Source organism: Acidovorax sp. FHTAMBA (genome assembly GCF_038958875.1).
Lineage (GTDB): Bacteria > Pseudomonadota > Gammaproteobacteria > Burkholderiales > Burkholderiaceae_C > Acidovorax.
This window is the reverse complement of the sequence record NZ_CP152407.1, coordinates 435,580-461,768: the sequence shown is the minus strand read 5'-3', so window position 1 is coordinate 461,768 and position 26,189 is coordinate 435,580. Positions and strand designations below refer to the sequence as shown.

Here is a 26,189-nt window from a genome sequence, read left to right as displayed (position 1 = left end):
ACGGCTTTCTACCCTGGACTAATTTGCCTTCATGTGTGCGAACAAGGAATGCACCGCCCGCAGAGCTTCTTGGCGCACGGATTCATCCGCCGTGGGGAGTTCGATGCCATCCACCCCGTCTACGAACATGGGACCACCCACATCGTCGTCGTAGCTGGAGCCATCCTCGTGAATAGCCCGGTAGTCGCCTTGGGTGAGATCCTTACCCAGCAACTTGGCGTAGTGAAACCAAGTCCATACCTTGAGCGGATCGTCCGCGTGCCACGATTCCATCAGCTCGCGCATGGCCCGCATGTCGCCACGCTCGGCCGCCAAGGTCACCCAGGCAGACGTCCATTCGTAGCGGCCTACGCGCTGCGCGAGGTCGGCGATCCACAAAGGGTCGGCACGAACCTGCGGCGCCTGCAGATCAAAGAAGCTGTCGTCGCCATAGCGGTCCGCCAGCAACAGCAACGCATCGTGCTGGCCCAATGCGGCCGCGGCGTTGAAGTGGTCCCGGGCAGAGCTGCTGCGCGCGGCCCGCTCGCGCGACGCCGCAGCGCGACGCTGGACGCGCTCTGCATAACCCTCGGCCCATTCCAACTCGACGCCTGTCAGTACCTCGCCCTTTTGCTGGCGTTCGTACCAATACAAGCCAGCCCGCGAATCGGGGACGTCGTCCATGTCTTCATAGTCATCGTCATCCTGATCGTCACATCCGTCGTGGTGCCCTGCGTCCAGCCGGGCACCGCGCTCGATCAGAAGACCCAGCGCCAAGTGGGCGCGCCCCTCGCCCTGCTCAGCTGCCTTTTGCAAGGCCTGGCACACGAAGGGGCTATTTAGGCGCAAGGGTTCCGGATCTTCTGGCCAGGCGTGGGGGTCGTTCTCCAGCGCTGCTTCCAGTGCCTCGTAGTACGCATCGTCGCGCGGCGTTTCGCGGTACAACTCTCGGCTGCCAGAAAGCAGGGCCTCCAGGATGTCTTCCCATGGCACCAGGCCCAGCGCATGCGCTGCCATGTCCGCGCACAGGGCCTGTGCCAATGGTCCGCTGCGCTCACGGGCCATGCCCAACGCCTCGGCCCGCGCCGCGCAAGGCCCGGGATGCAAGTTGCCGTAGTGCGCCAGCAGCGGCTGCGATGGCAGGGGACACAGCAGACCATGTGCCTTCAGCGCGGCATGGGAGCCGAGCCCCAGCGCAGCGGCCATCAGTTCATAGACGTGAGACCGCTTGACGTTGGCACGGTCGGCGCCTGCAATCGTTTGAAGGTGGGTTTGCGCCTGACGCGCAAACGAAGCGATGTTGTTCATGTGAAACCTTTCTTCAGCGAGCGCGCAACGCCGGGAAAGTGCACACGTTTAAGCCACGGCAGCGCACTCTGTGAATAGAGGCCGCATGAAATCAATGAAGAGGAAGAAGAGCCTTTTTTTGCTCGTGTGCAAGCAGGGTGGGCACCGTGCGAAATTGTAAGCCGGTGATTGGCAAGGCCCTCTTGATTTGACAGCATCACGCCACCCAATCATACTAGTCAGTCTAGTCAGATCAATAAAAGGAGCCTTTATGCATGCTTGGCAACTACAAGACGCCAAAAGCCGCTTTAGCGAACTGGTGGAGTGCGCACTGAATGAAGGCCCCCAACTGGTTACCCGGCGTGGCAACGACGCCGTGGTGCTGATGGCCGCGCCCGAGTACCGGCGGCTGGCGGGCGAGGATGCACTGGTGTCCCTGCTGTTGCAGGCGCCACGTGGGGAGCCGCTGGATACGGCACGGTCAGCCGAACCCATTCGCACGTTGGCGCTGGAGTGATCTGAAGTGAAGTACCTGCTGGACACTTGCCTGCTGTCTGAATTGGTGCGGCCCGCGCCCAATCCCGCAGTGCTGGAGTGGATGGGCGCGCGCACGTCTGCCGACCTGTTTGTCTCAGCTCTGACACTGGCCGAGCTGGAGCGGGGCATTGTGCGACTGTCGCCTTCGCGCCGCCAGAGCGAACTGGCCACTTGGCTCGCCAGTGTGCAGGCGGGGTTTGGGCAGCGGACTCTGGCCTTCACACGGGATACGGCCGGGTATTGGGCGCGCCTGTGCGCGCAGGCCGAGGCAGCGGGCAAGCCGATGGCGGCTTTCGACTCGCTGATTGCCGCGACGGCGCTGGAGCATGGCCTGGCCGTGGTCACGCGCAACGTGAGCGACTTTGCCAGCGCACCCGTGGTGCTGATCAATCCTTGGGACATGGCACCCGGCGCACAATAGGCCCCTTCGCGAGCGGGCACACTCGCCGCGAAATTATTGGTCAAATTGGCCTCTAGCGCTTGATATACAAGCGCTATCAGCTATCAATTTCAGAGTATTTGCTTGTCTTCCCGCCTGTCCCCCGCTTTGTCTCCCGCCCACACCGTCCTGCAGGACGTCTTCGGCTACGAACAGTTCCGCGGCCCGCAGCAAGCGATCGTCGAGCATGTGATTGGCGGCGGCGACGCCCTGGTGCTCATGCCCACGGGCGGCGGCAAGAGCCTGTGCTACCAGGTGCCGGCCATCGTGCGCCAGCAGCAGGGGCGTGGAGTGACCATCGTGGTGTCGCCGCTGATTGCGCTGATGCACGACCAGGTGGGGGCACTGCACGAGGCGGGGGTTTCTGCCGCGTTTCTCAACTCCACGCTGAGTTTTGACGAAGCGCAGGACGTGGAGCTGCGACTGCAGACCGGCGACATCACGCTGCTGTACGCTGCGCCCGAGCGGCTGAACACGCCGCGGTTCCTGGGCCTGCTCGACAGCCTGTACCAGGGCGGGCACCTGTCGCTGTTTGCCATCGACGAGGCGCATTGCGTAAGCCAGTGGGGCCACGATTTTCGCCCCGAATACCGCGCGCTCACGGTGCTGCACGAGCGGTATGCGGGCGTGCCGCGCATTGCGCTCACCGCCACGGCCGACGACCTCACACGCGCCGACATCATCGAGCGGTTGCAGCTGGAAGACGCGCGCCTGTTCATCAGCAGCTTTGACCGGCCCAACATCCGCTACCGCATTGAGGAAAAGAAGGACGTCACCACGCAGCTGCTGCGCTTCATCGAACGCGAGCATGCGGGCGAGGCGGGCGTGGTGTATTGCCAGTCCAGGAAGCGCGTGGAAGAGCTGGCCGCCACGCTGTGCGACGCGGGCATCACGGCCCTGCCCTACCACGCGGGTCTGGACACGAAAGTGCGTCAGAAGAACCAGGATCGCTTCCTGCGCGAGGAAGGCATCGTGATGGTGGCCACCATCGCGTTCGGCATGGGCATCGACAAGCCCGACGTGCGCTTTGTGGCCCATGTGGACATGCCCAAGAACATCGAGGGCTACTACCAGGAGACGGGCCGCGCGGGCCGCGACGGGCTGAACGCCGATGCCTGGATGGCCTATGGCCTGAACGACGTGGTCAACCAGCGCCGCATGATCGACGAGAGCCCGGCGGGCGAGGAGTTCAAGCAGGCGCTGCGCGGCAAGCTGGATGCGTTGCTGGCGCTGGCCGAAGCCACCGACTGCCGCCGCGTGCGGCTGCTGGCGTATTTTGGCGAGCAGTCCACACCCTGCGGCAACTGCGACAACTGCCTGAACCCGCCTGCGGTGTGGGACGCCACGGATGCGGCACGCAAGCTGCTCTCCACCATCTACCGCGTGAACCAGGCCAGCGGCATCAGCTTTGGCACGGGGCACATCATGGACATCCTGCGCGGCAAGAAGACCGAGAAGGTCGCGCAGTTTGGGCACGAAAAAATCTCCACCTTCGGCATCGGCGCGGACCTGACCGAGCCCCAGCTGCGCGGCGTGCTGCGCCAGCTGATCGCCACGGGCGCCCTGGGCCTGCAGAAGGTGATGCTGGACAGCGGCCACAGCTTTGACACCCTGTGCCTCACCGAAGGCTCGCGCGCCGTGCTCAAGGGCGAGGTGCCGGTGCAGTTACGCGAATCCACCGCCGCCGCACCGGCCAAGCGCACGCGCACCCGCAAGGGCACGGGCAGCGCCCCCCCGGCCGCCGCCGCCAACCTGGGGCCTGATGCGCAGGTGCGCTTCATCAACCTCAAGGCCTGGCGCGCCGAGGTGGCCAAGGAGCACAACCTGCCCGCCTACGTCATTTTTCACGACGCCACGCTGGCCGCGATTGCCGAGCGCAACCCGGCCACGCTCGACGACCTGCAGGGCATCAGCGGGATGGGGGCGAAGAAGCTGGAGGCCTATGGGGCCGAGGTGCTGCGGGTGGTGGGCGCGGGCTGAGGGCTTGCCCGACCTCAGCCGTGCAGGGCCGCCAGGGTGGCAGCATGGGCCTGTGCAATAGCCCGGAACTCTTCGGATACCCGGCCCTCACTGGCCACGGCACGCCAGAAAGCCCCTGCCAGCGCGCAGGCCTGCGGCCACACGTCGATCGTGGCCGCTGTGGGCGCCTTCTTGTGGAGGCCCAGGTCCTGCGGCACCAGTTCGCCCGCGATGGGCATGTAGAGCATGGGCAGCATGTCGTAGGTGGGGGACAGGCGCCAATCGTCGTCCACCAGCACCAGCGAGATATTGCCGTAGTGCCGGTCGGTGTTGCCGATCAGCACGCCGTAGGCCTCCAGCAGGCGCAGGGCGCGGGCGTCGTTGGCGGTCAGCAGGCCGCGGGCCTGCATGCGCTGCGCTGTGGCGGCCCAGTGGTCCATTTCGCCGACGTACTGCGCGTCATAGACCATCAGCGACACCATGCCGATGCGCCCGGGCGGTGCGCCCGCGGGGCCGCCTTGCCAGGGCGAGCAGCGGTCAAAGCGCTGGGATTCGAGAAAGACCCGGCCGTCGCGCACAAAGGCTTCGGTGTGCGCGGCGGGCAGGCCGGCCTGCGCCAGTACCTGCAGGGCCAGGTGCTCGCACAGCAGCAAGTCGCGCGTGCGCTGGTCGGCCGGGCTCACGCCTGCACTCGAAAACTTCACGATCACGCTGCGCCCTGCGGTCACGCAGCAAAACTTGGGCTGCTCGCCCCCGGCGGATGAGCCCGGCAGCTGCCCCTGCAAAGCGCTGCGGGCCAGCGCAGGGTAGTCATCGGCCGAGGCGGCGCGCGCCAGGCGCGGGCCCAGCGCATGAAAGCGCGCCAGCGATGCCTGGCCCACCAGCAGGTTGCCCGGCAGGTCTTCGCCGCGCAGGGCCAGGGCGCGCAGCACGTCGTCGTCGGACCAGTGGCGCGGGTCCGTGTTCAGCGAGAGGTCGGGGTGCAGCTGCGCGAAGTTGCGGCCCATGAAGCCCTGGGGCCGCATGTCGGCCAGAAACCAGGGCAGGCTGTCGTGGCGCTCGCTCACGCCATCCTCCTCGTCCACCCAGTAGGCACCGCCCGCCAGGGGCACCATGCGGCCAAACGGCTGGGGTACGCCCTCCGTGTTGACCCGCAGGATGGGGATGTCGTCACCCACCTCGCCCACCGCGCGCGGCAGCAGGTAGCGCTGCGAGCGCGCCGCGCCCACCTTGCGCACCTGGCCCGCACGCACCAGCGGCATGAGGGCCCGCGACACCGTGGGCTGGCTCACGCCCAGGGCGGTGACCAGCTCGGCGCTGGTGGCGACACCGCCCTGGCGGCGCAGGGCCCGAAGGAGGTTCTCAGCGTGTGGGGAGGGACGGCTCATGAATCATTATATGAATAGATAAATTTACCAGGTATTCCTTTGTGGGTGGGAGTTTTTGAATAGATATTGCCGACTGTTTACGGTCAACCCGCTGTCGCCCGTGCCCGCAAGGCCCGGATGCCCTCGGAAAACCGCCGCAGCGTGGGCGTGCTGTCACCCGGCGGCACCATCAGCTCGATGAGCTGGAAGCGCCCGCGCTCGGCAAAGGCTGCGTCCAGCGCCGCCTTGAACTGGGCGCGGGTGTGTACGCGGTGGCCTCGCCCGCCCAGCGCATCGGCCGCCTGGGCCAGGTGCCAGTCGCCCAGGGCGGCGCAGCGCGATTCGGTCTGGAACGCGCGGATCATCTCCCAGGTCTGGTTGTTGAGCACGATGGCGATGGGGTCTAGCCCCAGGCGCGGGCAGTTGCCCAGCTCCCAGCCCGTCATCTGGAAGGCGCCGTCGCCCACCAGAATCAGGCTGCGCTGGCCCGTGGCCACCTGGGCGCCAATGCCGGCCGGCACGCCAAAGCCCATCGACGCGTAGTAGCCCGGCGCCACCAGAGGCGTGGGCAGCAGCTCCATGGCGGCGAAGAGGCAGTCGCCGATGTCGGCCACGATGTTCATGGGGCCGTGGGTGCGGATGCGGTCGTTGAGGGCGCGGCTCAGGTCGGCGGCGCACACAGGGGTGTCGTCGGCCACCAGGCCGTCGGGGTAGGCGGGCGGGGGGGCAGCGTGCGCAGGGCCTGGCTGCCCGCGGCCGGGGCGCGCGCCAGCAGGGCCTCTACCAGCGCGGCCAGGGGGATGTCCTGGTACAGGTGGTGGCCTACGCGTGCCTCGCGGTGCGCGGCAATGAGCGCGCGACGGAAGTCCATGCGCTGGGCGCTCACACCAAAGTTGCTGTCCGACAGGATGGCGCCCAGCATCACGGGCAGGTCGGAGTCGTCCAGCAGCGCGCTGGTCTCCGGTGCGCCCGCCACGCCCAGGTAGGTGCCGTGGAAGGGCACGCCGGCATGCCCCGCATCCTCGGCCAGCAGGCCCCGGCCCATGAAGGTGGTGAGCACGGGCAGCTGAAGGCGGCGCGCGAGTTCGGCCACGCGGGCTTCCAGGCCAAAGCGGCGCACCTCCACGTCCACCACCAGCACGGGGCGCCGGGCCGCCTGGATGCGGGCCATCCATTCGTCGGCGCATTCGGCCACGGCGGCTGCGTTGAACGGGCTGGGGGGCAGCACCGGCACCTCGGCCATGGGGTGCAGCGTCATGTCGCGCGGCACCTCGATGAGCACGGGCTGCGAGTATTCGCGGCAGCTGCGCAGCACGCGGGCAAGGTCGGCTGGCGCGGTGGCGGGGTCGGACAGGCGCACTTGGTCGCAGGTGATCTCGCGGAAGATGCGCCACTGCGAATCGACATGGCGCACCTGGTGGTGCAGCACCAGGCCCGAGTGCGCCTCGACCTCGCCGGGGCAGCCGGCCAGCACCACCAGCGGCGAGCGCTCGGCATAGGCCCCCGCCACCGCGTTGACCACGTTGAGCGCGCCCGCGCCGTAGGTGACGGCCACCACGCCCAGCCCGCAGTGCATGCGCGCGGCGGCATCGGCGGCAAAACCCAGCGAGGGTTCGTGGCTGAGCGTGACCAGCGGCAGGATGCCGCTTTCCTCGATTTGCTTGAACAGGGGCAGGATGAAGTCGCCGGGGATGCCGAAAATTTCGCGCGCGCCGTGGGTTTTGAGCGCTTGCAGCAGCTGGAGGCCGAGGGGGTTCATGGAGGATTTCCTTGCTTGGTGGTGCCTGTGGGGCGATGGCAAGGATGGTCCATGCTGGTAGCGGAAATCACCTCTGATGCGCATCAAAGCGTGTGCAACAACCGAAGTATTTGCAGATTCATTTCATGCAGGCCATTGCAACGCAGGAAATCTGCGCCCGGCGCTCACACCCGGCGCTTACACCCGGCGCAAGGTGAATCCGGAAAACAGCGCGGCCAGTTGCTGCTGGTGTGCGGGCGTAAGCGCCCAGGCCGGGGCGTCAAGCACCCGGCATTCCTGCAGCGCCCAATGCCGCACCCCGCGCGCGGCCAGGGCCTGGGCCAGTTCCAGCAGTTCGTCCACACCAAACAGGCCCGCGTGCCAGGTGGTGCGGCATTCGTGGTCGATGCCATGGGCCAGCATGGCATCGAGCGCGGCCCAGGCGCGCGCGCCGCTGCCGTGGGTGGCGGTGATGGCGTCGTAGCGCTGCGGCAGGGCCTTGATGTCCAGCCCCACCCAGTGGAGGCGCGGCAGCAGTGCCGCCAGCCGCCCGGGGTACATGCCGCCGGTGTGCAACGCAGTCTGCAGGCCCAGTGCGCGCACGGCGTCCACCGCAGCGGGCAGCGCGGCCTGCAGCGTCGGCTCGCCGCCCGAAAACACCACGCCATCGAGCAGGCCCCGGCGGCTGTGCAAAAACTGCAGCGCCTGGTTCCACGGCAACGCGGGAGGCGTGGTGGCGTCCAGCAGCCCGGGGTTGTGGCAATACCCGCAGCGCCAGGGGCACCCCTGGCAATAGAAAACGGCCGCGAGGCGGCCGGGGAAATCGATGGTGGTCAGCGGTGTCATGCCGCCCAGGCGCAGGGCGGCGGCACTAGGCTCAGCAGCCGTTGCGGCTGGAGCCACGGTGCGTTTCGGCGAAGAAGCGGCGTTCGGCATGTTCGCCCTGTTTGCCGGTGTTGAAGCTGGCCACGGGGCGGTGGTAGCCCATCACGCGGGTCCAGACCTCGCAGGGCTGGCGCTCGTCGTCGGTGAGCTGCACGGCGGCGGCGCTGGAGATGGCGGTGTGTTCGGTGGCGGAGAAATGGCTCATGCCGGGGTCCTTTCGGGGGTGGAGGAAATGGTTTGCTTCTGTTTTGATAGCTGCTTGCGCTTGACCATCAAGCGCCAGGGCCACTTTTGCTCAAAATCTAGGCGACCAGACGCCGCCGCTTGGCGTCCAGCCGCTCTTCGTCGCAGCGCGGGCAGAACGGGTGCTCGCCCGCCAGGTAGCCGTGTGTGGGGCAGATCGAGAACGTGGGCGTGACGGTGATGTAGGGCAGGCGAAAGCGCGTGAGCGCGCGCCGCACCAGATCGCGGCAGGCCGCACCGCTGGACAAGCGCTCGCCCATGTACAGATGCAGCACGGTACCGCCGGTGTATTTGGATTGCAGCGCCTCCTGCCGCATCAGGGCCTCGAACGGGTCGTCGGTGAAGCCGACAGGCAGCTGCGAGGAGTTGGTGTAGTAGGGCTGCTGCTCCGTGCCGGCCTGCAGGATGCCGGGCCAGCGCTTTTTGTCTTCCTTGGCAAAGCGGTAGGTGGTGCCTTCGGCGGGCGTGGCCTCCAGGTTGTAGAGGTGGCCGGTTTCCTCCTGAAAGGCCGTCATGCGCTCGCGCACGTGGTCGAGCAGGCGCACGGCAAACGCATGGCCCCAGTCGCTGGTGATGTCGTGCTGGTCCGCCGTGAAGTTGCGCACCATCTCGTTGATGCCGTTCACGCCCAGCGTGCTGAAGTGGTTGCGCAAGGTGCCCAGGTAGCGCTTGGTATAGGGGAACAGGCCCTGGTCCATGAGGCGCTGGATGAGCTTGCGTTTGGTCTCCAGGCTTTGTTTGCCCAGTTCCATCAGGCGGTCGAGCGCGGCGAGCAGGCCTGCTTCATCACCCGCATGCAGGTAGCCCAGCCGCGCGCAGTTGATCGTCACCACGCCCAGGCTGCCGGTCTGCTCGGCGCTGCCGAACAGGCCGTTGCCACGCTTGAGCAATTCACGCAAATCCAGCTGCAGGCGGCAGCACATGGAGCGCACCATGTTGGGCTCCAGCTCGGAGTTGATGAAGTTCTGGAAGTACGGCAGACCGTACTTGGCGGTCATGTCGAACAGCAGCTGCGCGTTCTCGCTCTCCCAGGGGAAGTCCTTGGTGATGTTGTAGGTGGGGATGGGGAAGGTGAACACGCGGCCCTTGGCATCGCCCGTGGTCATCACGTCGATATAGGCGCGGTTGATAAGGTCCATCTCGGCCTGCAGGTCGCCGTATGCGAAGGGCATCTCTTTGCCAGCGATCACGGGCACCTGCTCGCGCAGGTCCTCGGGACAGGTCCAGTCGAAGGTGAGGTTGGTGAACGGCGTCTGCGTGCCCCAGCGCGAGGGCACGTTGAGGTTGTAGACCAGCTCCTGGATGCACTGGCGCACGGCGGCGTAGTCCATGGCATCGATGCGCACAAACGGTGCCATGTAGGTGTCGAACGACGAGAACGCCTGCGCGCCCGCCCACTCGTTCTGCAGCGTGCCCAGAAAGTTCACGATCTGCCCCACGGCCGAACTCATGTGCTTGGGCGGCCCCGCCTCCACCTTGCCGGGCACGCCGTTCAGGCCCTCGTGCAGCAGCGTGCGCAGCGACCAACCCGCGCAGTAGCCGCTGAGCATGTCGAGGTCGTGGATGTGCAGGTCGCCGCTCCTGTGCGCATCGCCGATCTCGGGCGTGTACACGTGCGACAGCCAGTAGTTGGCCGTGACCTTGCCCGCGACGTTCAGGATCAGCCCGCCCAGCGAATAGCCCTGGTTGGCGTTGGCATTCACGCGCCAGTCGGCGCGCGTGAGGTATTCGTTGATGGAGCTTTCCACATCGACCAGCGTCTGCTTGTCCGCACGCAGCGTGGCGTGCTGCTCGCGGTAGACGATGTAGGCACGCGCGGTGGCCAGGTGGTTGGCGGCGATCAGCGTCTGCTCGGCCACGTCCTGGATCTGCTCGATGGTGGGCGCCTGGCCGTGGAAGCGGTGGATGAGCACCTTGGTGACCTGGGCGGTTAGCAATGCCGCTTCGTCGGCGCCGTATTCACCCGAGGCCTGCCCGGCGCTGGCCAGCGCGGCGCGGATGCGTTCGGCATCAAACGGAACGCGCTGGCCGCTGCGCAAAACGACTTCGCGGGGCAAGGTGGCAAGGGTGGACGCCATGGGTTCGACCAATCTGTGGAACGGGTTAAAAAACACTACCTATGGTGTCTACGATACCCATCAAACACTATAGGTAGTTTGATTCAACACAATTGGGGCGGTAAGCAGGGGTAAAAAAATGCCGGCACAGGGACCGGCAGAAAGGAAGGTGCCGTCAGGCCCTACCGATGGATCAGAGGTGCATGCGCAGGCATGCAGTGGGGTGCAGGAGGGTGCTGCTCAATGGCAGGCGGTGGCTTCTTCCTCCTCGATGCGCGGATAGAAGTCATGGTTTTCGCGTTGCATGCGCTCGAACACGCGGCGCAGCACCACGTTGGCCTCGTTGCGGAAACCCTGTGCATCGCGGCGCACGCCGTCGGCGGTGTTCCAGCGGCGCGCAAAGGCGTCGTAGGCGCTGGCGATGGAAGTCATCTCGCTCTGGTACTGGCGGCCCATGCGGGCCAGCTCGGCGTTGCCACCGCGCTGCAGCGCGGGGTACAGCACCTGGTCTTCCACGGCCAGGTGCAGCTTGATGGTGCCGCTCATGGCCACGATGCCCTGGGCGATGGCGCTGGCGTTGGCCTCCACCCCCGATTGCGCCAGCGCGCGCAACATGGCGATGCCGCGCAGGATGTCGGTGTGCTGGTGCTTGAATTTGTCGATGTTCATGGTCCGTCCTTGTGGGCTGCTCAGGGGTGTGCGCGGCTGCCGCTGGTGGCGGCTGCCGCGCACGGTGCATTGATTTCAGCGACGCGCTTGCGCCAGGTAAGGGCCCGCCTCTGCCGGTGCGCGCGAGCCGAACAGCCCGCTCACCACCTGCCAGGCCATCGCCAGCGCGCCCACGATGAAGACCACGTCACCGAAGGTGCGCACCCAGCGCAAGGTCTGCATGAAGGGCTGCTGCATGAAGCCCTCGCCCCGGGCGTACCACAGGCCTTCGCTCACGCTGGCGTGGAACTGGAACAGGCCAATCGGCAGCAGGCTGGTGGCAATCATCAGCACCAGGCCGGCGTTGAGCCACCAGAAGCCCGTCTTCATGAGGCGTTCGCTGAACACCAGCTGCGGGCGGATATAGCGCAGCACCAGCAGCGTGAAGCCCAGCGCCAGGAAGCCATACACACCGAACAGCGCAGCATGGGCGTGCACCGGCGTGGTGTTCAAACCTTGTAGGTAATACAGCGCGATCGGCGGGTTGATCATGAAGCCGAAGACGCCCGCGCCCAGCATGTTCCAGAAGGCCACGGCCACGAAGCACATCAGCGGCCACTTGAGGTTGGCCATCCACTTCGCGCGGTGCTGCAGGCGCCAGTGTTCCCAGGCCTCATGGCCCAGCACCACCAGGGGCACCACTTCGAGCGCGCTGAACGATGCACCCACCGCCATCACCGGCGTGGTGGTGCCGCTGAAGTACAGGTGGTGGAAGGTGCCGGGCACGCCGCCCAGCATGAACAGCGATGCCGAGGCCAGGCTGGCAGCCGTGGCCATGCGTGGCGACACGAGGCCCAGCGTGGAGAAGATGAAGGCCAGCGCCGTGGTAGCGAACACTTCAAAGAAGCCCTCGACCCACAGGTGCACCACCCACCAGCGCCAGTACTCCATCACCGACAGGTGGGTGCGCTCGCCGTAGAAGAAGCCCGCGCCGTAGAACAGGCCGATGGCCACCACCGACGCCGTGAGCAGCGCCAGCAGGTTCTTGTCGCCGGGCTGGCGGAAGGCGGGCACGATGCCGCGCAGCATCAGCACCAGCCAGAAGGCCACGCCGGTGAACTTGCCGATCTGCCACAGGCGGCCCAGGTCCACGTATTCATAGCCCTGGTGGCCCAGCCAGAAGTTCCACTCGGGCGGCATGATCTGCGCGATGGCCAGGTAGTTGCCGGCGAACGAGCCGACGACGACGACGACCAGCGCCCAGAAGAGGATGTCCACACCAAGCTTCTGGTAGGCCGGGTCCTTGCCACCGTTGATGAGCGGCGCGAGGAACAGCCCTGCGGCCAGGAACCCCGTGGCGATCCAGAACAGCGCGCTCTGGATGTGCCAGGTGCGCACCAGCGAATAGGGGAACCACTGCGACACGTTGATGCCGTAAAACTGCTGCCCCTCCACCGTGTAGTGCGCGGTAAAGCCGCCCAGCATCACCTGGAAGCTGAACAGCGCCACGATGAGGAACAGGTACTTGCCCAGGGCGCGCTGTGAAGGCGTGAGCGGGACGCGCGAGAGCGGGTCGTGCTTGGGCGGCTCGGGGTCGGCCTCATCGTGCTTGCGCAGGAAGGCCCAGCCCCACACCAGGAAGCCCACGCCCGCCATCATCACGACCACGCTCATCACCGACCAGACCATGTTCTCGGCCGTGGGCTTGTTGCCGATCAGCGGCTCATGCGGCCAGTTGTTGGTGTAGGTGGCGCCACTGCCGCCCACGTCGGCCGGGCGCTCGGTGGCGGCGGCCCAGGCGGTCCAGAAGAAGAAGCCTGTCATCTGCGCGCGCCGCTCGGCGCTGGGCAGGGTGTTCTCCTTCATCGCAAAGTTCTCGCGCGTCTTTTGCATCTCGGGCGCATCGCTGAACAGCCGGTCGTAGTACAGCGCCGTCATCGATATCGCATCGGCCCGTGTGGACGACACCGTGGCCTCACCCGTTTCGGGGTTGTAGGTGTTGGTGCGGTATTCGGTCTTCATGCGGTCGCGCAGCACCGCCTGGTCGCTGGCGTCCAGCTCGGCAAACGACTTGCCGTGCTTGCGCTCGGCGGCCACTTCCAGCCAGTTGAGCAGCTCGCGGTGCAGCCAGTCGGCCGTCCAGTCGGGTGCCTGGTAGGCGCCGTGGCCCCAGATGGAGCCCAGCTGCATGCCACCCACCGATTGCCAGGCGGTCTGGCCATCGAGGATGCTGTCGTGCGTGTACAGAACCTCCCCCCCAGCCGTCGTGATCTTTGCCGGGATCGGCGGCGCCGTGCGGTACACCTCGGCGCCGTAGTAACCCAGCAGGCTGAAAGTGACGATGAGCACGCCAATCAGCGTGAACCAGAGTTTTCGATAGTTACCCATGGCGGGCCTCCCAATGCAGTGCGTGGCGTGAATTCATGGTTGTGGTTTCAGATAAAGCAAACACACGCTCTTGTTGCAAGCCACACGCCAGCACCGGTTGCCTTGCAAAACAATCACTTGCAGCATCCAGGGTGTTTTTTACCTTTTGTTTTGCGGGTACATTTCACCCGCAAAGGGTATTTATCACCATGACCGACACTCCCCTTCTGGCCGACCTCTCGACCGACCTGCCCCAGGCCGTGCGCCTGCAGCGGCTGGTGGACCACTTGCGGGCCCGCTTTCACTGCGGCGCTGTGGCGCTGCTGCAGCTGGAACAGGACCACCTGCGCCCCGTGGCCGTGGAGGGCCTGGTGCGCGAGGCGCTGGGGCGCCGCTTTGCCGTGGGCCAGCACCCGCGGCTGGCGGCCATCCTGGCGCGGCGCGAGGTGACCTGCTTTGACCACGACAGCACCTTGCCCGACCCCTACGACGGCCTGCTCGACACCCTGGTGGGCGAGCCCCTGCCCGTGCACGACTGCATGGGCGTGAGCCTGCAGGTGGACGGCCAGCCCTGGGGTGTGCTCACGCTCGACGCACTACAGACCGGCACCTTTGGCGAAGCCGCACGCGCCGCGCTGGCCGACTGCAAGGTGCTGGTGGAGGCGGCCGTGCGCATCTCGCGGCTGGAGCGCGAGGTGCAGGCGCTGCGCAGCGCCCCCCCCACCCGCAGCGCCGACGACGGGCGCACCACCCGTGCAGGCGATGGCGACATGGAGATCGTCGGCCAGAGCGAGCCCCTGTTGCGCCTGCTGCACGAGCTGGAGGTGGTGGCGGGCTCGGACCTGCCGGTGCTGCTGCTGGGCGAGACCGGTGTGGGGAAGGAGCTTTTTGCGCGCCTGCTGCACCGCCAGTCGCCACGCGCTGCGCGCCCGCTGGTACACGTGAACTGCGCGGCGCTGCCGGAGTCGCTGGCCGAAAGCGAGCTGTTTGGCCACGTGCGCGGCGCGTTCTCGGGCGCAGTCACCGACCGGCCCGGGCGCTTTGAAGCCGCCGAGGGCGGCACCCTGTTCCTCGACGAAGTGGGCGAGCTGCCGCTGGCCGTGCAGGCCAAGCTGCTGCGCACGTTGCAGAACGGCGAGATCCAGCGCCTGGGCGCCGACCGCCCGCGCCGCGTGGACGTACGCGTGGTAGCAGCCACCAACCGCAACCTGCGCGAGCAGGTGGCTGCGGGCGACTTCCGCGCAGACCTGTACCACCGGCTCTCGGTGTACCCCGTGCCCATTCCGCCGCTGCGCGAGCGCGGCAACGATGTGCTGCTGCTGGCGGGCCGCTTTCTGGAGCTGAACCGCGCCCGGCTGGGCCTGCGCAGCCTGCGCCTGTCGCCCGGCGCGCAGGACGCGCTGCGCCGCTACCCCTGGCCTGGCAACATCCGCGAACTGGAACACGTGGTGAGCCGCGCCGCGCTCAAGGCCCTGAGCCGCGGCGCTGCGCGCAACGACATCGTGACCCTGGAGGCCGCCCTGCTCGACCTGGATGCCCTGCAAGGCCCCGGCACCCCGGGCACCTCACCGGCCCTGCCCCCCGTGGCGCCCGCCACCGGGCCCGCACCGGAGGCACCGGGCACGCTGCGCGACGCGGTGGATGATTGCCAGCGCCGTTGCATCCAGGCCGCCCTGGCCCGCCACGCCGGCAACTGGGCGCGCGCCGCGCGCGAGCTGGACATCGACGCCAGCAACCTGCACAAGCTGGCGCGCCGTCTGGCGCTCAAGGATTAGCTACATATTTGATAGCTGTTTGCGCATGTCAGATAAGCGCTGTAGGCCGTTTTTATTCAAACCTGCACGCCGCGTAAGATGCCCTTGCCATGATCGACCAACTCCACCTGCAGAACCTCAAGGCCTGGCGCGACAGCGGCCCGGTGCAACTGGCGCCCGTGACGATGCTGCTGGGCAGCAACTCGTCGGGCAAGTCCACGCTGCTGCAAAGCCTGCTGCTGCTCAAGCAGACCGTGGCCTCGCCCGACCGCACCATCCACCTGAACCTGGGCGGGGATGAGGCCAACGACTACTTTCACTTTGGCGGCTTTGATGCGGTGCTGGCACGCGGCGCGGCCGCACCGCGCCAGTTCTCCATCGCACTCAGCTTCCAGCGGCCCGAGGGCGAGCGTGTGCGCCACGGGCGCTTTGCCTGCAGCTACGGGCAGACGGCCAGCGGGGCGGTGGCCATCCAGGAATTGGAGCTGTCCACCGTGGCGCGGCGCTTCCGGGCTGTGCGGCGCGAGCGCGGCGCCTACGCGGTGTACGTGGACGACGAGCCCCGCCCGCGCGGCAAGGGCCCGCAGCTCGCGCCCGAGCGCTCCATCGCCCTCCCTGCCGAGGCCCTGGCCCTGCTGGGCAGCGACGGCGCCCACCTGCAGGACCTGAGCCTGGCCCTGCGCCGCGAGCTGGAGGGCATCGTCTACCTCGGCCCGCTGCGCCGCCGCCCCGAGCGCGACTATGTGTGGAACAAGACGGCGCCCGGCGAGGTGGGCAGCGACGGCCACAAGGCCATCGACGCGCTGCTGGCCAACACCCTGCTGCCGTCCGAGCACCAGGGCAGCGTGCTGCGCAGCGTGTCGCACTGGCTGCAGCGCATGGGCATGGCCGAGCAGCTCAGCGTGCGCGCCGTGGGCCGATCGGGCCGCTACGAGGTGCTGGTGCACCACGACGGCGTGGTGGCCAACCTGCGCGACGTGGGCGTGGGCGTGTCGCAGGTGCTGCCGGTGCTGGCCGTGGCCTACTGCGCACCGCCGGGCAGCACCGTGCTGCTGGAAGAGCCCGAAATCCACCTGCACCCGCTGGCCCAGGCCGTGCTGGCCGAAATGTTTGCCGAGGTGAGCCAGCAGCGCCAGGTGCAGTTTCTCGTCGAAACCCATTCCGAGCACCTGTTCCGCCGCATGCAAACCCTGATCGCCCGGCGCCAGACCAGCACCGCGCAGTGCCGCATGCTGTTCGTCGAGCGCAAGGGGGCCGATGCCGTGCTGGTGCCGCTGGACGTGGACGAATTTGGCGCCGTGCGCAACTGGCCGCCGCGCTTTTTTGGCGACGCGATGGGCGAGGCGCGCGAGCAGGCCCGGGCACGCGCACTGCGTTTAAGGGAAACCGCCGATGGCTGAGGCAGGAGCGATGCAGGCCCGCCTGGTGGACACCAATGTGCTCATCGTCGCCAGCGCGGTCGACGAGGGCTCGCCCTTTCGCCAGGACGCCACCCCCGTGGAAGAAGCCGCGCTGCGCCAGCAGGTGTTCGACTGGCTCGAAGCCTTCGAGGCCGACCCCACGCGCCACGCCGTGCTCGACGTGGACTGGCATGTCTGCGGCGAATACCGCCACAAGCTCACCGAGCAGGACTACGGCTGGCTGGCCCTGATGCACAAGATGGATCGCGGCGAGGTGGTGTGGGTCGATGTGCTGCTCGACAAGAATGGCAACGCCGTGCTGCCGCCCGAGCTGGCCGAGGCCGTCACCGACCTGGCCGACCGCAAGATGGTGGCCGCCGCCCTCGCCGCGCTGGACGCAGGCCACGCAACCCAAATCACCAACGCCGCCGACACCGACTGGATCGACTGCCGCCAGGCCCTGCACGACGTCGGGCTGGAGGTGGAAAACCTGCTGCCCGACTGGTTGCAAGCCCGCTGGCGCCAGAAACACCCGCCCGCGCGGCGCGCAAAATAGAACACCTATGTCCGAAGATTTCTTCCGCTTCCCCCACACCCCCCACATCGCCTGGCTGGCCACGGGCGAGCCGCGCGACGACAAAGTGCTCTCGCCCGCCGAGGCCGAGGACATCCTCAGCGGCCCTGTGGTGCTGGAGGAAAAGCTCGACGGCGCCAACCTGGGCTTCTCGGTCTCGCCCGACGGCGTGCTGCGCGCCCAGAACCGGGGCCAGTACCTGCCCCAACCCTTCCACGGCCAGTTCGCCCGCCTGGGCCCCTGGCTGGCCGCGCACGAAGACAAGCTGTTCGACGCCCTGGGGACGCACCTGGTGGCCTTTGGCGAATGGTGCGCCGCGCGCCACTCGCTCGACTACGCCACCCTGCCCGACTGGTGGATGCTGTTCGACGTGTACGACCGCCAGGAACAGCGCTTCTGGAGCACCCAGCGGCGCAACGCCTGGGCCGCGCAGATGGGCTTCAACACCGTGCCCTGCCTGTACGCGGGCGAGGTCACGCTGGACCAGCTGCGCGACTGGGTGCACGCCCACGACAGCCAGTTCCGCCAGGGCCACCTCGAAGGCATCGTGGTGCGGCGCGAAAACGCCGACTGGCTGGAGAACCGCGCCAAACTGGTGCGGGCGGACTTCACGCAGACGATTGATGCGCACTGGCGCTCACGGGCGCTGGAGTGGAACCGGGTGGTGTGAGGAAGGGAACGAACCCATCCGGCGTGCCAGCACGCCCAGCCGCTCGGGCGGCATAAAGTTTTGGTCAAAACGGCTTCAAGCGCTTGCTCATCAAGCGCCAATAGCTATTATTTTGGTAGCGCCAGTTGAACAGTGGCCCGGCCCGCAGCATTCCCCGCCACAATGCCGGACATGATCACCCTTCAAGACATCCAGGCCGCCGCCACCCGCCTACAAGGCCAGGTGCTGGACACGCCGTGTGTGGAATCCCGCACGCTCTCGCAGATCGTGGGCGCGCAGGTGTTCCTCAAATTCGAAAATCTGCAGTTCACTGCCTCGTTCAAGGAGCGCGGCGCCTGCAACAAGCTCACGCTGCTCACGCCCGAGGAGCGCGCGCACGGCGTGGTGGCCATGAGCGCGGGCAACCATGCCCAGGGCGTGGCCTACCACGCGCAGCGGCTGGGCCTGCGCGCCGTGATCGTGATGCCGCGCTTCACGCCCGGCGTGAAGGTGGAGCGCACGCGCGGCTTTGGCGCCGAGGTGGTGCTGCACGGCGACACGCTGGAAGAAGCGCGCGCCCACGCCTACATGCTGTCTGACACACAGGGCCTGACTTTTGTGCACCCCTACGACGACGAGGCCGTGGCTGCGGGCCAGGGCACGCTGGCGCTGGAGATGCTGCAGGCCGTGCCCGACCTGGACACGCTGGTGATCGCCGTGGGGGGAGGCGGGCTGATTGCCGGCGTGGCCACCGCCGCCAAGGCGATCCAGCCCGGCATCGAGATCGTCGGTGTGCAGACCGCACGCTTTCCGGCGATGGTGAACGCCGTCAAGGGCACGCACCACCCCCAGGGCACATCCACCATTGCCGAGGGCATTGCGGTGGGCACGCCGGGCAAGATCACGCAGGAGGTGGTCAGGCGCCTGGTGGACGACCTGGTGCTGGTGGACGAAGGCGACATCGAGCAGGCAGTGCTGATGCTGCTCGAAATCGAAAAGACGCTGGTGGAGGGTGCGGGGGCCGCCGGGCTGGCCGCACTGGTGCGCTACCCCGAGCGCTTCAAGGGCAAGCGCGTGGGCCTGGTGCTGTGCGGCGGCAACATCGACCCGCTGCTGCTGGCCGCCATCATCGAGCGCGGGATGGTGCGCTCCGGGCGCCTGGCGCGCATCAAGGTGAGCGCGCGCGACGTGCCCGGCGTGCTGGCACGCATCACCGCCACGGTGGCCGACGCGGGCGCCAATATTGAAGAGGTGCACCACCAGCGCGCCTTCACCATGCTGGCCGCGCAGAACGTGGAGATCGAACTGGTGCTGCAGACCCGGGGCAAGGCGCACGTGGATGAAGTGCTGGCCCAGCTGCGCACAGCCGGCATGCAGGCCGACCTGATCTGATCTGAAGTGATGCCGTGCGGGGTTTTGCACTCCGCTCGCGCTGCCGCGGCTAGAATTGCGCAAGTTTTAAGCATCTGGAGCCCACCATGTCTGACCACAACACCTCGCACTCCCCCGCAACGCCATCGAACGACCCCGTGGAAAACGTGGTTCATCTGGTTCCCGTGGTGCTGCCGGTGGTCGGCGGCATCATGATGTTCCTGCTGGCCTTCATCGCCGTGACGATGGCCTGATCGGGCGGCCCCGGCAACCATCACCATCGCGCACAGCCCCGCAATGCGGGGCTTTTTTACGTCCGCCCCATTTTTATCGCGAGAAGCTTCATGAGACCCGGACACGCACTCGTCCTTTTTTCTGGCGGGCAGGATTCCACGACCTGCCTGGCGTGGGCGCTGGAACACTTTGCCCATGTGGAAACCATCGGGTTCGATTATGGCCAGCGCCACAGCGTGGAGCTGCAGGCCCGCCAGGCCGTGCTGGCCGCCTTGCGCGGGCAGTTCCCCCACTGGGCGGCCCGGCTGGGCGCGGACCACATGGTGGATCTCGCCGTGCTCGGAAACATCAGCGATACGGCGCTGACCCGCGAGACCGAAATCCGGATGACCGAGTCCGGCCTGCCGAACACCTTCGTGCCCGGGCGCAACCTGCTGTTCTTCAACCTGGCGGCGGCCGTGGGCTACCGGCGCGGCCTGCACACGCTGGTGGGTGGCATGTGCGAAACGGATTTTTCAGGCTACCCGGACTGCAGGGACGATACGCTCAAGGCCCTGCAGGTAGCCGTGTCGCTGGGCATGGGGCAGCGGTTCACCTTCGAGACGCCGCTCATGTGGCTGGACAAGGCCGACACCTGGGAGCTGGCGCGGGCGATGGGAGGCGAGGCCCTGGTGGCGCTGATCGTTTCCGACACCCACACCTGCTACCACGGTGTGCGTGACACCCCCCACGCCTGGGGCTATGGCTGCGGCACCTGTCCCGCCTGCGAGCTGCGCAGGAACGGCTACGAACGCTGGCGGAGCGTCTCAAATCACGCATAACCCCATGCATATTTTGCATGGATTTACCCCCTGTCTGACAGACAAGCCGGCGGCAGATTCATAAAATCGACATCCCAGCCGACCCGCGGAATCCGTGGAACTAGCCTCCACCCGTGGGGCTGATTCACGCTCCCGCCCGCCGACTGAGCACGAAAGCCGTTTTTTCAAAGGCAGCGCTCAGCACCGCAATTGCGCAAGGCCTTGCCGCGATCTCCCCCGGTCCGCTTCCTTTGAAAAAACTGTTTTTCAACTTAGGAAGCTCCCCGATGAACGCACCCACCATGCAGGGCCTGAATCTCAACGCCCCCGCTTACGTCAAAAACGCCCGGCTGCTCGCCTGGGTGGCCGACATGGCCGCCCTGTGCAAACCCGACACCATTTACTGGTGCGATGGCTCCAAGGAAGAGTACGACCGCCTGTGCCAGCAGCTGGTCGATGCTGGCACCTTCAAGAAGCTCAACCCCGCCAAGCGCCCTGGCAGCTTCCTGGCCTGGTCCGATCCATCGGACGTGGCCCGCGTGGAAGACCGCACCTACATCTGCTCGGCCCAAAAGGAAGACGCCGGCCCCACCAACAACTGGATGGCCCCCGCCGAAATGCGCGCCACGCTGCAGCCGCTGTTCGACGGTTGCATGAAGGGCCGCACCATGTACGTGGTGCCCTTCAGCATGGGCCCGCTGGGCAGCCATATTGCCCACATCGGCGTGGAGCTGACCGACAGCGCCTACGTGGCCGTAAACCAGCGCCTGATGACCCGCATGGGCAAGGCCGTGTACGACGTGCTGGGTGTAGAAGGCGAGTTCGTTCCCTGCATGCACACGGTGGGCGCACCCCTGGCCGAAGGCGAAAAGGACACGACGAGCTGGCCTTGCAACCCCAAGGTCAAGTACATCGTGCACTACCCCGAAACGCGCGAGATCTGGTCGTACGGCTCGGGCTACGGCGGCAACGCGCTGCTGGGCAAGAAGTGTCTGGCGCTGCGCATCGCATCCACCATGGGCCGGGACCAAGGCTGGCTGGCCGAGCACATGCTCATCCTGGGCGTGACCAACCCAGAGGGCAAGAAGTACCACGTGGCTGCAGCCTTCCCCAGCGCCTGCGGCAAGACCAATTTCTCGATGCTGGTGCCACCAGAAGCTGGTTTCGCGGGCTGGAAAGTCACCACCATCGGTGACGACATCGCCTGGATCAAGCCCCATGCCGACGGCAAGATGTATGCCATCAACCCCGAAGCGGGTTACTTTGGCGTGGCCCCCGGCACCAACATGCACACCAACCCCAACTGCATGAAGAGCCTGGACAGGGACGTGATCTTCACCAACGTGGCCCTGACGGATGACGGGGACGTGTGGTGGGAAGGCATGGAAAAGGACACCGGCAAGCTGCCCGATCACCTGATCGACTGGCAGGGCAAGGACTGGACGCCCCAGATCGCCAAGGAAACCGGCGCCAAGGCTGCGCACCCCAACTCGCGCTTCACGGTGGCGGCTACCAACAACCCTGCCCTGGATGCGCAGTGGGACGACGCTAACGGCGTGGCCATCGATGCCTTCATTTTTGGCGGCCGCCGCTCGACCACCGTGCCGCTGGTGACGGAAGCCCGTACCTGGACCGAAGGCGTGTACATGGCTGCCACCATGGGTTCCGAGACCACCGCCGCCGCCTTCGGCGCCCAAGGCGTGGTGCGCCGCGATCCCTTCGCCATGCTGCCCTTCTGCGGCTACAACATGAGCGACTACTTCCAGCACTGGCTGAACATGGAAGGCAAGGTCACTGCCACCGGCAAGGCTGCGCCCAAGATCTTCTGCGTGAACTGGTTCCGCAAGGACGAGGCCGGCAAGTTTGTGTGGCCTGGCTACGGCGACAACATGCGCGTGCTCAAGTGGATGATCGATCGCATTGAAGGCCAGGCCCCCGGCCAGGAGACCATGTTTGGCGTGGCTCCACAGTACGGCGAAATCAACTGGACGGGGCTGGACTTCAGTGCCCAGCAGTTCCAGGCTGTGACCAACATCGACAAAGCGGCATGGACCGAAGAGTTCAAGCTGCACGATGCCCACTTCGAGCAGCTGGCCTACCACCTGCCCAAGGCTCTGCTCGACACCAAAGCTGCCCTGGAGCAACGACTGGCAAGCTGATTCCGCGCTTGCCTGATCCTGCCAACCGCCCGTTCGATCCGACGGGCGGTTTTTTTTCGTCCACCGCAGAGCGCCCTGCCGCAACAAAAAAGCCGTGGCGAGCAATCGCCACGGCTTCAGGTGCTGATCCGGTGGCGCCAGGGGCGCCGCACGCTTCAGTGATAAGGACGGATGTCTTGCACTGTGGCAACGCCCATGGCGTGGTGCAGTTCGGCCATGACACGCGGATCCCGGACTGCAACCTGCCACGTCCGCTCGTCTTCCGCCGCGCGGCGTCGGCCTTCCGCCCAGGCACGGGTTGCGACACGCAGCGCTGCCCCGGCACGGCGGGCCGGGGCGCTGAGCAAGGCCAGCGCCGCAAAAGCTACCAGCCACAGCACCATCCAGGCAGCCAGCAGGTGGCCTTCGCTCCAGGTGTCGATCATCTGGTTGGCCACCACCAGCAATGCCGAGACTACGGCTGCCAGCAAAAGGGTTGCGGCACCGCGCGCCCCATCGAAATTCGCGGCAATCTGCCGGAGCGCTGCGGCAGCGTTCTCCGCACGGACAACACCAGGATGTTCGGCAGGATGGTCAACGTGGGCGAAGCTGGTCATTTTTGATTTCCCTTTCTTGGCGCTGGGCTGGATTGCCGCGCGCTATGGGGGAATATTAGGGTTAACCCTTTGTTTGTTCAAGTTTATATTTTGAATCACTAATATTCATACCAGTGATAATTTGGCCATGGACCCCATCAATTTCCGGTCTCTGGATCTGAATCTCCTGCGTGTGTTCGATGAGGTCATGGCCGAACGCAGCCTGACGCGGGCAGCGCACAAGCTGGCGCTCACCCAGCCGGCGGTTAGCAACGCCATGCGGCGACTGCGGGATGTCATCGGCGACGAACTGGTGGTACGCAGCGGCCAGGGGGTGGAGCCGACACCGCGTGGGCTGGCCCTCTGGCCCCCGGTGCGCGAGGCCCTGGCACACCTTGAGCAGTGCCTGGCGCCGGGCCACTTCGATCCCGCCACCGCCGAGTCCACGTTCGTGCTGGCGATGGCCGACGCCACGGCCGCCACGCTGATTCCGGGCCTGGTGGAAACGATCGAGCGGGAAGCACCGGGCATTTCCATCCGGGTACTCCCCTTGACGACCCGCGACCCTCGTCGCCTGCTGGAGGAAGAGGCTGCCGACATGGCCGTGGGCTACTTTCCCTCGGTGCTGGCAGACCTGACCGCCCGCGCACAGACTGGCGGCGTTGTCGCTTTCGACAGCCGCCGCCTCTACGACGGCGAGTATGTGTGCGTGATGCGACAGGGCCACCCCCTGGCGAATGCCCCCCTGACCTTGGATGCCTATTGCGCAGCACGCCACATGCTCGTGAGCTTCTCGGGCCGCCCCTATGGATTCATCGACGAGGCGCTGGCCTCTTTGGGACGCGAGCGCAAGGTGGTCATCACGGTCAACCAGTTTTTCACCGCGGGGCGCGTGGTCTCCGGCTCGGACCTGCTCACGGTGCTGCCGCGTCACTTCGTTCCCGTCACCGGAATTGCAGACGCATTGGTGCAGAGGGCCCTCCCGTTGGATGTGCCTCCCGTACATGTGGACGCGCTCTGGCGCCGGCGCGGCCCCCAGCAGGCAGCGATGAACTGGCTGCTGCACGCCTTGGCGCGCTCCGCGCGGCGGACCTTCCCGGTCTAGCGCCCTGCCCGTAGACTCAGCGGTGCATGAACATTCAGCTGCTTTCCGACCTGCACCTTGAGGCGCATCCCCACTTCCTCCCTGAACCTGCGCCAGGCGCCGATGTTCTCGTCCTGGCCGGCGATGTGGGCTCATACCAGGAGGGTTCGCAGCTGGCCGATCAGGACTTTGGACTGGCCCGGTTCTCGCCTCTGCCACGAGGGGCCGGGTGGCCCACCCCGGTGCTTTTCGTACCGGGCAACCACGAATACGACGCGCAGGATTTTGATGAGGCCCACACGCGGCTGCGCAGCACCTGCGATCGTCTGGGCATTGCATGGCTGGAGCGTGAAACACTGGTGGTGGGGGGCGTGCGTTTTGTCGGCACCACCCTCTGGAGCGATTTCGATGCGCTCGCAGACCATGAGGGAAACACCGACCTGGGCAGGCGGCTGAAACTGCGCGAGAAGGCCTTCAGGGCCGCAAATTTCTACCTGCGCAAGACGGGCAGCACCCGCAACGCCGAGCCCTTTCTGGCCGAAGCCATTCGTGACCAGGCACTGGCCTGCCAGCAGTGGCTGGCTGACGCGCTCGCCGCTCCTTTTGCGGGGCCCACTGTCGCGGTCACGCATTTCGCACCGAGCCTGCTGAGCGCTGACCCGCGCTACGGCCTGGTGCCCGGCACTGCGGGCTTTTGCAACGCACTGGATCGCCTGCTGCCGCGCGCGCGGCTGTGGTTGCACGGGCATCTGCATGCCCCCAGCGACTACACGGTGCGGGGTGAGGCGCAAGACGGGACCCTGTGGCAGTGCCGCGTGGTGGCAAATCCCCTGGGCTATGCCCGCAAAGGCGAACAGGAGAGTTTCAAGCCCCAGTGCGTGATCGCCGTATGATCGCGCGGCGGCGCCTTGGACACCGCCGCGCGCAGGACAAAAACCATGACTCAGGTCAAGACAACAGGACCCCGCGCAGAGTAGTCTGCCCCATCCCATTTCGGAGAACCTCATGAATATCCTGCTCGCTGTCGATGGCAGCGCCTACACCAAGAAGATGCTGGCCTACCTGGCCACCCACGAGGAGCTGCTGGCCGGCACCCACCAGTACACCGTGCTGACCGTACAGGCCCCGCTGCCAACGCGCGCGCGTGCAGCACTGGGCAAGGAAGTGGTCGACACCTACCACGCTGAAGAGGCCGAAAAAATCCTCGCGCCCGTGGGCAAGTTTCTGGCGCGCCACGGCGTGGATGCCAAGCGCATTTTCAAGGTGGGCTCGGTGGGCGAGAACATTGCCAAGGTGGCTAACACCGGCAAGTTCGATCTGCTGGTGATGGGCTCGCACGGCCACGGCGCACTCGCCACGCTGGTGATGGGCTCGGTGACGACGCAGGTGCTGGCGAACAGCAAGGTGCCCCTGCTGATCGTGCGCTAGCCCCGCGAGCGTTCAGCGCCCCAAGAAGCCCTGCCACCGCGGGGCTTTTTTTTGCCCGAACGCGACCGATTGGTTAATGTATAACCATGTGGTTTACTTTTAAACCAATTGGTTATACATTCCCGTCACGCCCATCCTGGCGTGCTTTTTTCCACCCAACCCGAGGTGCACCCCATGAAGAAGACCCTGATTGCATTGGCCCTGACCGCAGGTGCCTCCCTGAGCGTGATGGCCCAGGACATCGTGGATACCGCCGTGAAGGCCGGCAACTTCAAAACCCTTGTGGCCGCCGTTCAGGCAGCCGGTCTGGTCGACACCCTGAAGGGCCCCGGCCCGTTCACCGTGTTTGCGCCGACCGATGAAGCCTTTGCCAAGATTCCCAAGGCAACGCTCGATGGCCTGCTGGCTGACAAGGCGGCCCTTACCAAGGTGCTGACCTACCACGTGGTGCCAGGCAAGGTGATGGCCAAAGACGTGAAAGCCGGTGCCGTGAAGACCGTGCAGGGCCAGGAACTCACGGTGTCCACCAGCATGGGCGTGATGGTCGACCAGTCCAAGGTCATCGCAACAGACGTTGCGGCCAGCAATGGCGTGATCCATGCCATCGACACCGTTCTGATGCCCAAATAAGCATCGCACCCACGCCCTTCACCCA

General features: G+C 66.4%; 25 protein-coding genes. 15 read left to right on the top strand and 10 right to left on the bottom strand.

What is annotated here, in order from left to right; genetic code table 11:
* Window positions 1–18: 18 nt before the first annotated feature.
* A complete protein-coding gene (locus tag AAFF19_RS02100) occupies window positions 19–1,287 on the bottom strand; it encodes a hypothetical protein (RefSeq protein WP_342721171.1) in 1,269 nt (422 codons plus the stop codon).
* 250 nt (window positions 1,288–1,537) lie between these two features.
* On the opposite strand from AAFF19_RS02100, the gene AAFF19_RS02095 reads away from it, so the two are divergent.
* From AAFF19_RS02095 to recQ, 3 genes are all read left to right on the top strand, one after another.
* Complete coding sequence (locus AAFF19_RS02095; RefSeq protein WP_008904540.1) at window positions 1,538–1,783, top strand: type II toxin-antitoxin system Phd/YefM family antitoxin; 246 nt, start codon at window positions 1,538–1,540, stop codon at window positions 1,781–1,783.
* Between the two features lie 6 nt (window positions 1,784–1,789).
* Window positions 1,790–2,224, top strand: coding sequence for a type II toxin-antitoxin system VapC family toxin (locus AAFF19_RS02090; protein ID WP_008904541.1), 435 nt, complete (start codon window positions 1,790–1,792; stop codon window positions 2,222–2,224).
* Between the two features lie 126 nt (window positions 2,225–2,350).
* Window positions 2,351–4,222 (top strand): DNA helicase RecQ, encoded by a 1,872-nt coding sequence (gene recQ / locus AAFF19_RS02085; RefSeq protein WP_008904542.1) that lies wholly within the window; start codon window positions 2,351–2,353, stop codon window positions 4,220–4,222.
* A 14-nt stretch (window positions 4,223–4,236) separates the two neighbouring features.
* On the opposite strand, the gene yjjJ is transcribed toward recQ, so the two are convergent.
* The 8 genes from yjjJ to AAFF19_RS02045 all read right to left on the bottom strand — a co-directional run bounded on the left by yjjJ (window position 4,237) and on the right by AAFF19_RS02045 (window position 13,527).
* The gene (gene yjjJ, locus AAFF19_RS02080) at window positions 4,237–5,589 is read right to left on the bottom strand and encodes a type II toxin-antitoxin system HipA family toxin YjjJ (RefSeq protein WP_008904543.1); all 1,353 of its coding nucleotides are present in this window, start codon (window positions 5,587–5,589) and stop codon (window positions 4,237–4,239) included.
* 83 nt (window positions 5,590–5,672) lie between these two features.
* Window positions 5,673–6,266 carry a thiamine pyrophosphate-dependent enzyme gene (locus tag AAFF19_RS02075; RefSeq protein WP_008904544.1) on the bottom strand — a complete coding sequence of 198 codons (594 nt, stop codon included), beginning with the start codon at window positions 6,264–6,266 and terminating at the stop codon, window positions 5,673–5,675.
* Entirely contained in the window at window positions 6,230–7,327 is a 1,098-nt protein-coding gene (locus tag AAFF19_RS02070) for a thiamine pyrophosphate-binding protein (protein WP_342721170.1), read from the bottom strand. Before AAFF19_RS02070 ends, AAFF19_RS02075 begins: the two co-directional genes overlap by 37 nt.
* A 177-nt stretch (window positions 7,328–7,504) precedes the next feature.
* A complete protein-coding gene (locus AAFF19_RS02065) occupies window positions 7,505–8,152 on the bottom strand; it encodes an anaerobic ribonucleoside-triphosphate reductase activating protein (protein WP_008904546.1) in 648 nt (215 codons plus the stop codon).
* Between the two features lie 31 nt (window positions 8,153–8,183).
* Window positions 8,184–8,396 (bottom strand): anaerobic ribonucleoside-triphosphate reductase, encoded by a 213-nt coding sequence (gene nrdD, locus AAFF19_RS02060; protein WP_008904547.1) that lies wholly within the window; start codon window positions 8,394–8,396, stop codon window positions 8,184–8,186.
* Window positions 8,397–8,493: 97 nt separating this feature from the next.
* Window positions 8,494–10,512 carry a ribonucleoside triphosphate reductase gene (locus AAFF19_RS02055; protein WP_008904548.1) on the bottom strand — a complete coding sequence of 673 codons (2,019 nt, stop codon included), beginning with the start codon at window positions 10,510–10,512 and terminating at the stop codon, window positions 8,494–8,496.
* A gap of 219 nt (window positions 10,513–10,731) precedes the next feature.
* On the bottom strand, window positions 10,732–11,160 hold the full coding sequence (locus AAFF19_RS02050) for a hemerythrin domain-containing protein (RefSeq protein WP_008904549.1): 429 nt from the start codon (window positions 11,158–11,160) through the stop codon (window positions 10,732–10,734).
* A 75-nt stretch (window positions 11,161–11,235) separates the two neighbouring features.
* The gene (locus tag AAFF19_RS02045; protein ID WP_008904550.1) at window positions 11,236–13,527 is read right to left on the bottom strand and encodes a nitric-oxide reductase large subunit; all 2,292 of its coding nucleotides are present in this window, start codon (window positions 13,525–13,527) and stop codon (window positions 11,236–11,238) included.
* 188 nt (window positions 13,528–13,715) lie between these two features.
* On the opposite strand from AAFF19_RS02045, the gene norR reads away from it, so the two are divergent.
* From norR to AAFF19_RS02005, 8 genes are all read left to right on the top strand, one after another.
* A complete protein-coding gene (norR, locus tag AAFF19_RS02040) occupies window positions 13,716–15,281 on the top strand; it encodes a nitric oxide reductase transcriptional regulator NorR (protein ID WP_008904551.1) in 1,566 nt (521 codons plus the stop codon).
* An 89-nt stretch (window positions 15,282–15,370) separates the two neighbouring features.
* Window positions 15,371–16,660, top strand: coding sequence for a DUF3696 domain-containing protein (locus AAFF19_RS02035; protein WP_008904552.1), 1,290 nt, complete (start codon window positions 15,371–15,373; stop codon window positions 16,658–16,660).
* On the top strand, window positions 16,653–17,216 hold the full coding sequence (locus AAFF19_RS02030; protein ID WP_139019344.1) for a hypothetical protein: 564 nt from the start codon (window positions 16,653–16,655) through the stop codon (window positions 17,214–17,216). Before AAFF19_RS02035 ends, AAFF19_RS02030 begins: the two co-directional genes overlap by 8 nt.
* A 7-nt stretch (window positions 17,217–17,223) precedes the next feature.
* Window positions 17,224–17,904 (top strand): RNA ligase family protein, encoded by a 681-nt coding sequence (locus tag AAFF19_RS02025; RefSeq protein WP_008904554.1) that lies wholly within the window; start codon window positions 17,224–17,226, stop codon window positions 17,902–17,904.
* Window positions 17,905–18,075: 171 nt separating this feature from the next.
* On the top strand, window positions 18,076–19,275 hold the full coding sequence (locus AAFF19_RS02020; RefSeq protein WP_008904555.1) for a threonine ammonia-lyase: 1,200 nt from the start codon (window positions 18,076–18,078) through the stop codon (window positions 19,273–19,275).
* An 86-nt stretch (window positions 19,276–19,361) separates the two neighbouring features.
* Window positions 19,362–19,508 (top strand): hypothetical protein, encoded by a 147-nt coding sequence (locus AAFF19_RS02015; RefSeq protein ID WP_008904556.1) that lies wholly within the window; start codon window positions 19,362–19,364, stop codon window positions 19,506–19,508.
* A gap of 90 nt (window positions 19,509–19,598) precedes the next feature.
* Window positions 19,599–20,309: a 7-cyano-7-deazaguanine synthase QueC gene (gene queC, locus AAFF19_RS02010; protein WP_034693875.1), complete on the top strand. Its 711-nt coding sequence runs from the start codon at window positions 19,599–19,601 to the stop codon at window positions 20,307–20,309.
* Between the two features lie 266 nt (window positions 20,310–20,575).
* Window positions 20,576–22,447 carry a phosphoenolpyruvate carboxykinase (GTP) gene (locus AAFF19_RS02005; protein WP_008904558.1) on the top strand — a complete coding sequence of 624 codons (1,872 nt, stop codon included), beginning with the start codon at window positions 20,576–20,578 and terminating at the stop codon, window positions 22,445–22,447.
* A 155-nt stretch (window positions 22,448–22,602) separates the two neighbouring features.
* Here the strand turns inward: AAFF19_RS02005 and AAFF19_RS02000 are convergent, their stop codons facing one another.
* Window positions 22,603–23,043, bottom strand: coding sequence for a hypothetical protein (locus tag AAFF19_RS02000; RefSeq protein WP_008904559.1), 441 nt, complete (start codon window positions 23,041–23,043; stop codon window positions 22,603–22,605).
* 127 nt (window positions 23,044–23,170) lie between these two features.
* Between AAFF19_RS02000 and AAFF19_RS01995 the strand changes: the two genes are divergently transcribed.
* The 4 genes from AAFF19_RS01995 (at window position 23,171) to AAFF19_RS01980 (ending at window position 26,164) form a co-directional block, all read left to right on the top strand.
* Window positions 23,171–24,127 carry a LysR family transcriptional regulator gene (locus AAFF19_RS01995; protein ID WP_008904560.1) on the top strand — a complete coding sequence of 319 codons (957 nt, stop codon included), beginning with the start codon at window positions 23,171–23,173 and terminating at the stop codon, window positions 24,125–24,127.
* A 26-nt stretch (window positions 24,128–24,153) separates the two neighbouring features.
* The gene (locus AAFF19_RS01990) at window positions 24,154–24,999 is read left to right on the top strand and encodes a metallophosphoesterase (protein ID WP_008904561.1); all 846 of its coding nucleotides are present in this window, start codon (window positions 24,154–24,156) and stop codon (window positions 24,997–24,999) included.
* 112 nt (window positions 25,000–25,111) lie between these two features.
* Window positions 25,112–25,534 carry a universal stress protein gene (locus AAFF19_RS01985; protein WP_342721169.1) on the top strand — a complete coding sequence of 141 codons (423 nt, stop codon included), beginning with the start codon at window positions 25,112–25,114 and terminating at the stop codon, window positions 25,532–25,534.
* A 174-nt stretch (window positions 25,535–25,708) separates the two neighbouring features.
* Window positions 25,709–26,164, top strand: coding sequence for a fasciclin domain-containing protein (locus AAFF19_RS01980; RefSeq protein ID WP_182119307.1), 456 nt, complete (start codon window positions 25,709–25,711; stop codon window positions 26,162–26,164).
* Window positions 26,165–26,189 lie beyond the last annotated feature (25 nt).

Bases quoted from the DNA above. Each gene is read 5' to 3' on its own strand.
- yjjJ (WP_008904543.1), bottom strand. From the start codon at position 5,589: ATGAGCCGTCCCTCCCCACACGCTGAGAACCTCCTTCGGGCCCTGCGC.
- AAFF19_RS02055 (WP_008904548.1), bottom strand. From the start codon at position 10,512: ATGGCGTCCACCCTTGCCACCTTGCCCCGCGAAGTCGTTTTGCGCAGC.
- AAFF19_RS02065 (WP_008904546.1), bottom strand. From the start codon at position 8,152: ATGACACCGCTGACCACCATCGATTTCCCCGGCCGCCTCGCGGCCGTT.
- AAFF19_RS02015 (WP_008904556.1), top strand. From the start codon at position 19,362: ATGTCTGACCACAACACCTCGCACTCCCCCGCAACGCCATCGAACGAC.
- AAFF19_RS02000 (WP_008904559.1), bottom strand. From the start codon at position 23,043: ATGACCAGCTTCGCCCACGTTGACCATCCTGCCGAACATCCTGGTGTT.
- AAFF19_RS02070 (WP_342721170.1), bottom strand. From the start codon at position 7,327: ATGAACCCCCTCGGCCTCCAGCTGCTGCAAGCGCTCAAAACCCACGGC.
- AAFF19_RS02050 (WP_008904549.1), bottom strand. From the start codon at position 11,160: ATGAACATCGACAAATTCAAGCACCAGCACACCGACATCCTGCGCGGC.
- AAFF19_RS02020 (WP_008904555.1), top strand. From the start codon at position 18,076: ATGATCACCCTTCAAGACATCCAGGCCGCCGCCACCCGCCTACAAGGC.
- AAFF19_RS01980 (WP_182119307.1), top strand. From the start codon at position 25,709: ATGAAGAAGACCCTGATTGCATTGGCCCTGACCGCAGGTGCCTCCCTG.
- AAFF19_RS02095 (WP_008904540.1), top strand. From the start codon at position 1,538: ATGCATGCTTGGCAACTACAAGACGCCAAAAGCCGCTTTAGCGAACTG.
- AAFF19_RS02005 (WP_008904558.1), top strand. From the start codon at position 20,576: ATGAACGCACCCACCATGCAGGGCCTGAATCTCAACGCCCCCGCTTAC.
- AAFF19_RS01985 (WP_342721169.1), top strand. From the start codon at position 25,112: ATGAATATCCTGCTCGCTGTCGATGGCAGCGCCTACACCAAGAAGATG.
- AAFF19_RS02025 (WP_008904554.1), top strand. From the start codon at position 17,224: ATGTCCGAAGATTTCTTCCGCTTCCCCCACACCCCCCACATCGCCTGG.
- AAFF19_RS01990 (WP_008904561.1), top strand. From the start codon at position 24,154: ATGAACATTCAGCTGCTTTCCGACCTGCACCTTGAGGCGCATCCCCAC.
- AAFF19_RS01995 (WP_008904560.1), top strand. From the start codon at position 23,171: ATGGACCCCATCAATTTCCGGTCTCTGGATCTGAATCTCCTGCGTGTG.
- AAFF19_RS02045 (WP_008904550.1), bottom strand. From the start codon at position 13,527: ATGGGTAACTATCGAAAACTCTGGTTCACGCTGATTGGCGTGCTCATC.
- queC (WP_034693875.1), top strand. From the start codon at position 19,599: ATGAGACCCGGACACGCACTCGTCCTTTTTTCTGGCGGGCAGGATTCC.
- AAFF19_RS02035 (WP_008904552.1), top strand. From the start codon at position 15,371: ATGATCGACCAACTCCACCTGCAGAACCTCAAGGCCTGGCGCGACAGC.
- AAFF19_RS02030 (WP_139019344.1), top strand. From the start codon at position 16,653: ATGGCTGAGGCAGGAGCGATGCAGGCCCGCCTGGTGGACACCAATGTG.
- AAFF19_RS02100 (WP_342721171.1), bottom strand. From the start codon at position 1,287: ATGAACAACATCGCTTCGTTTGCGCGTCAGGCGCAAACCCACCTTCAA.
- norR (WP_008904551.1), top strand. From the start codon at position 13,716: ATGACCGACACTCCCCTTCTGGCCGACCTCTCGACCGACCTGCCCCAG.
- nrdD (WP_008904547.1), bottom strand. From the start codon at position 8,396: ATGAGCCATTTCTCCGCCACCGAACACACCGCCATCTCCAGCGCCGCC.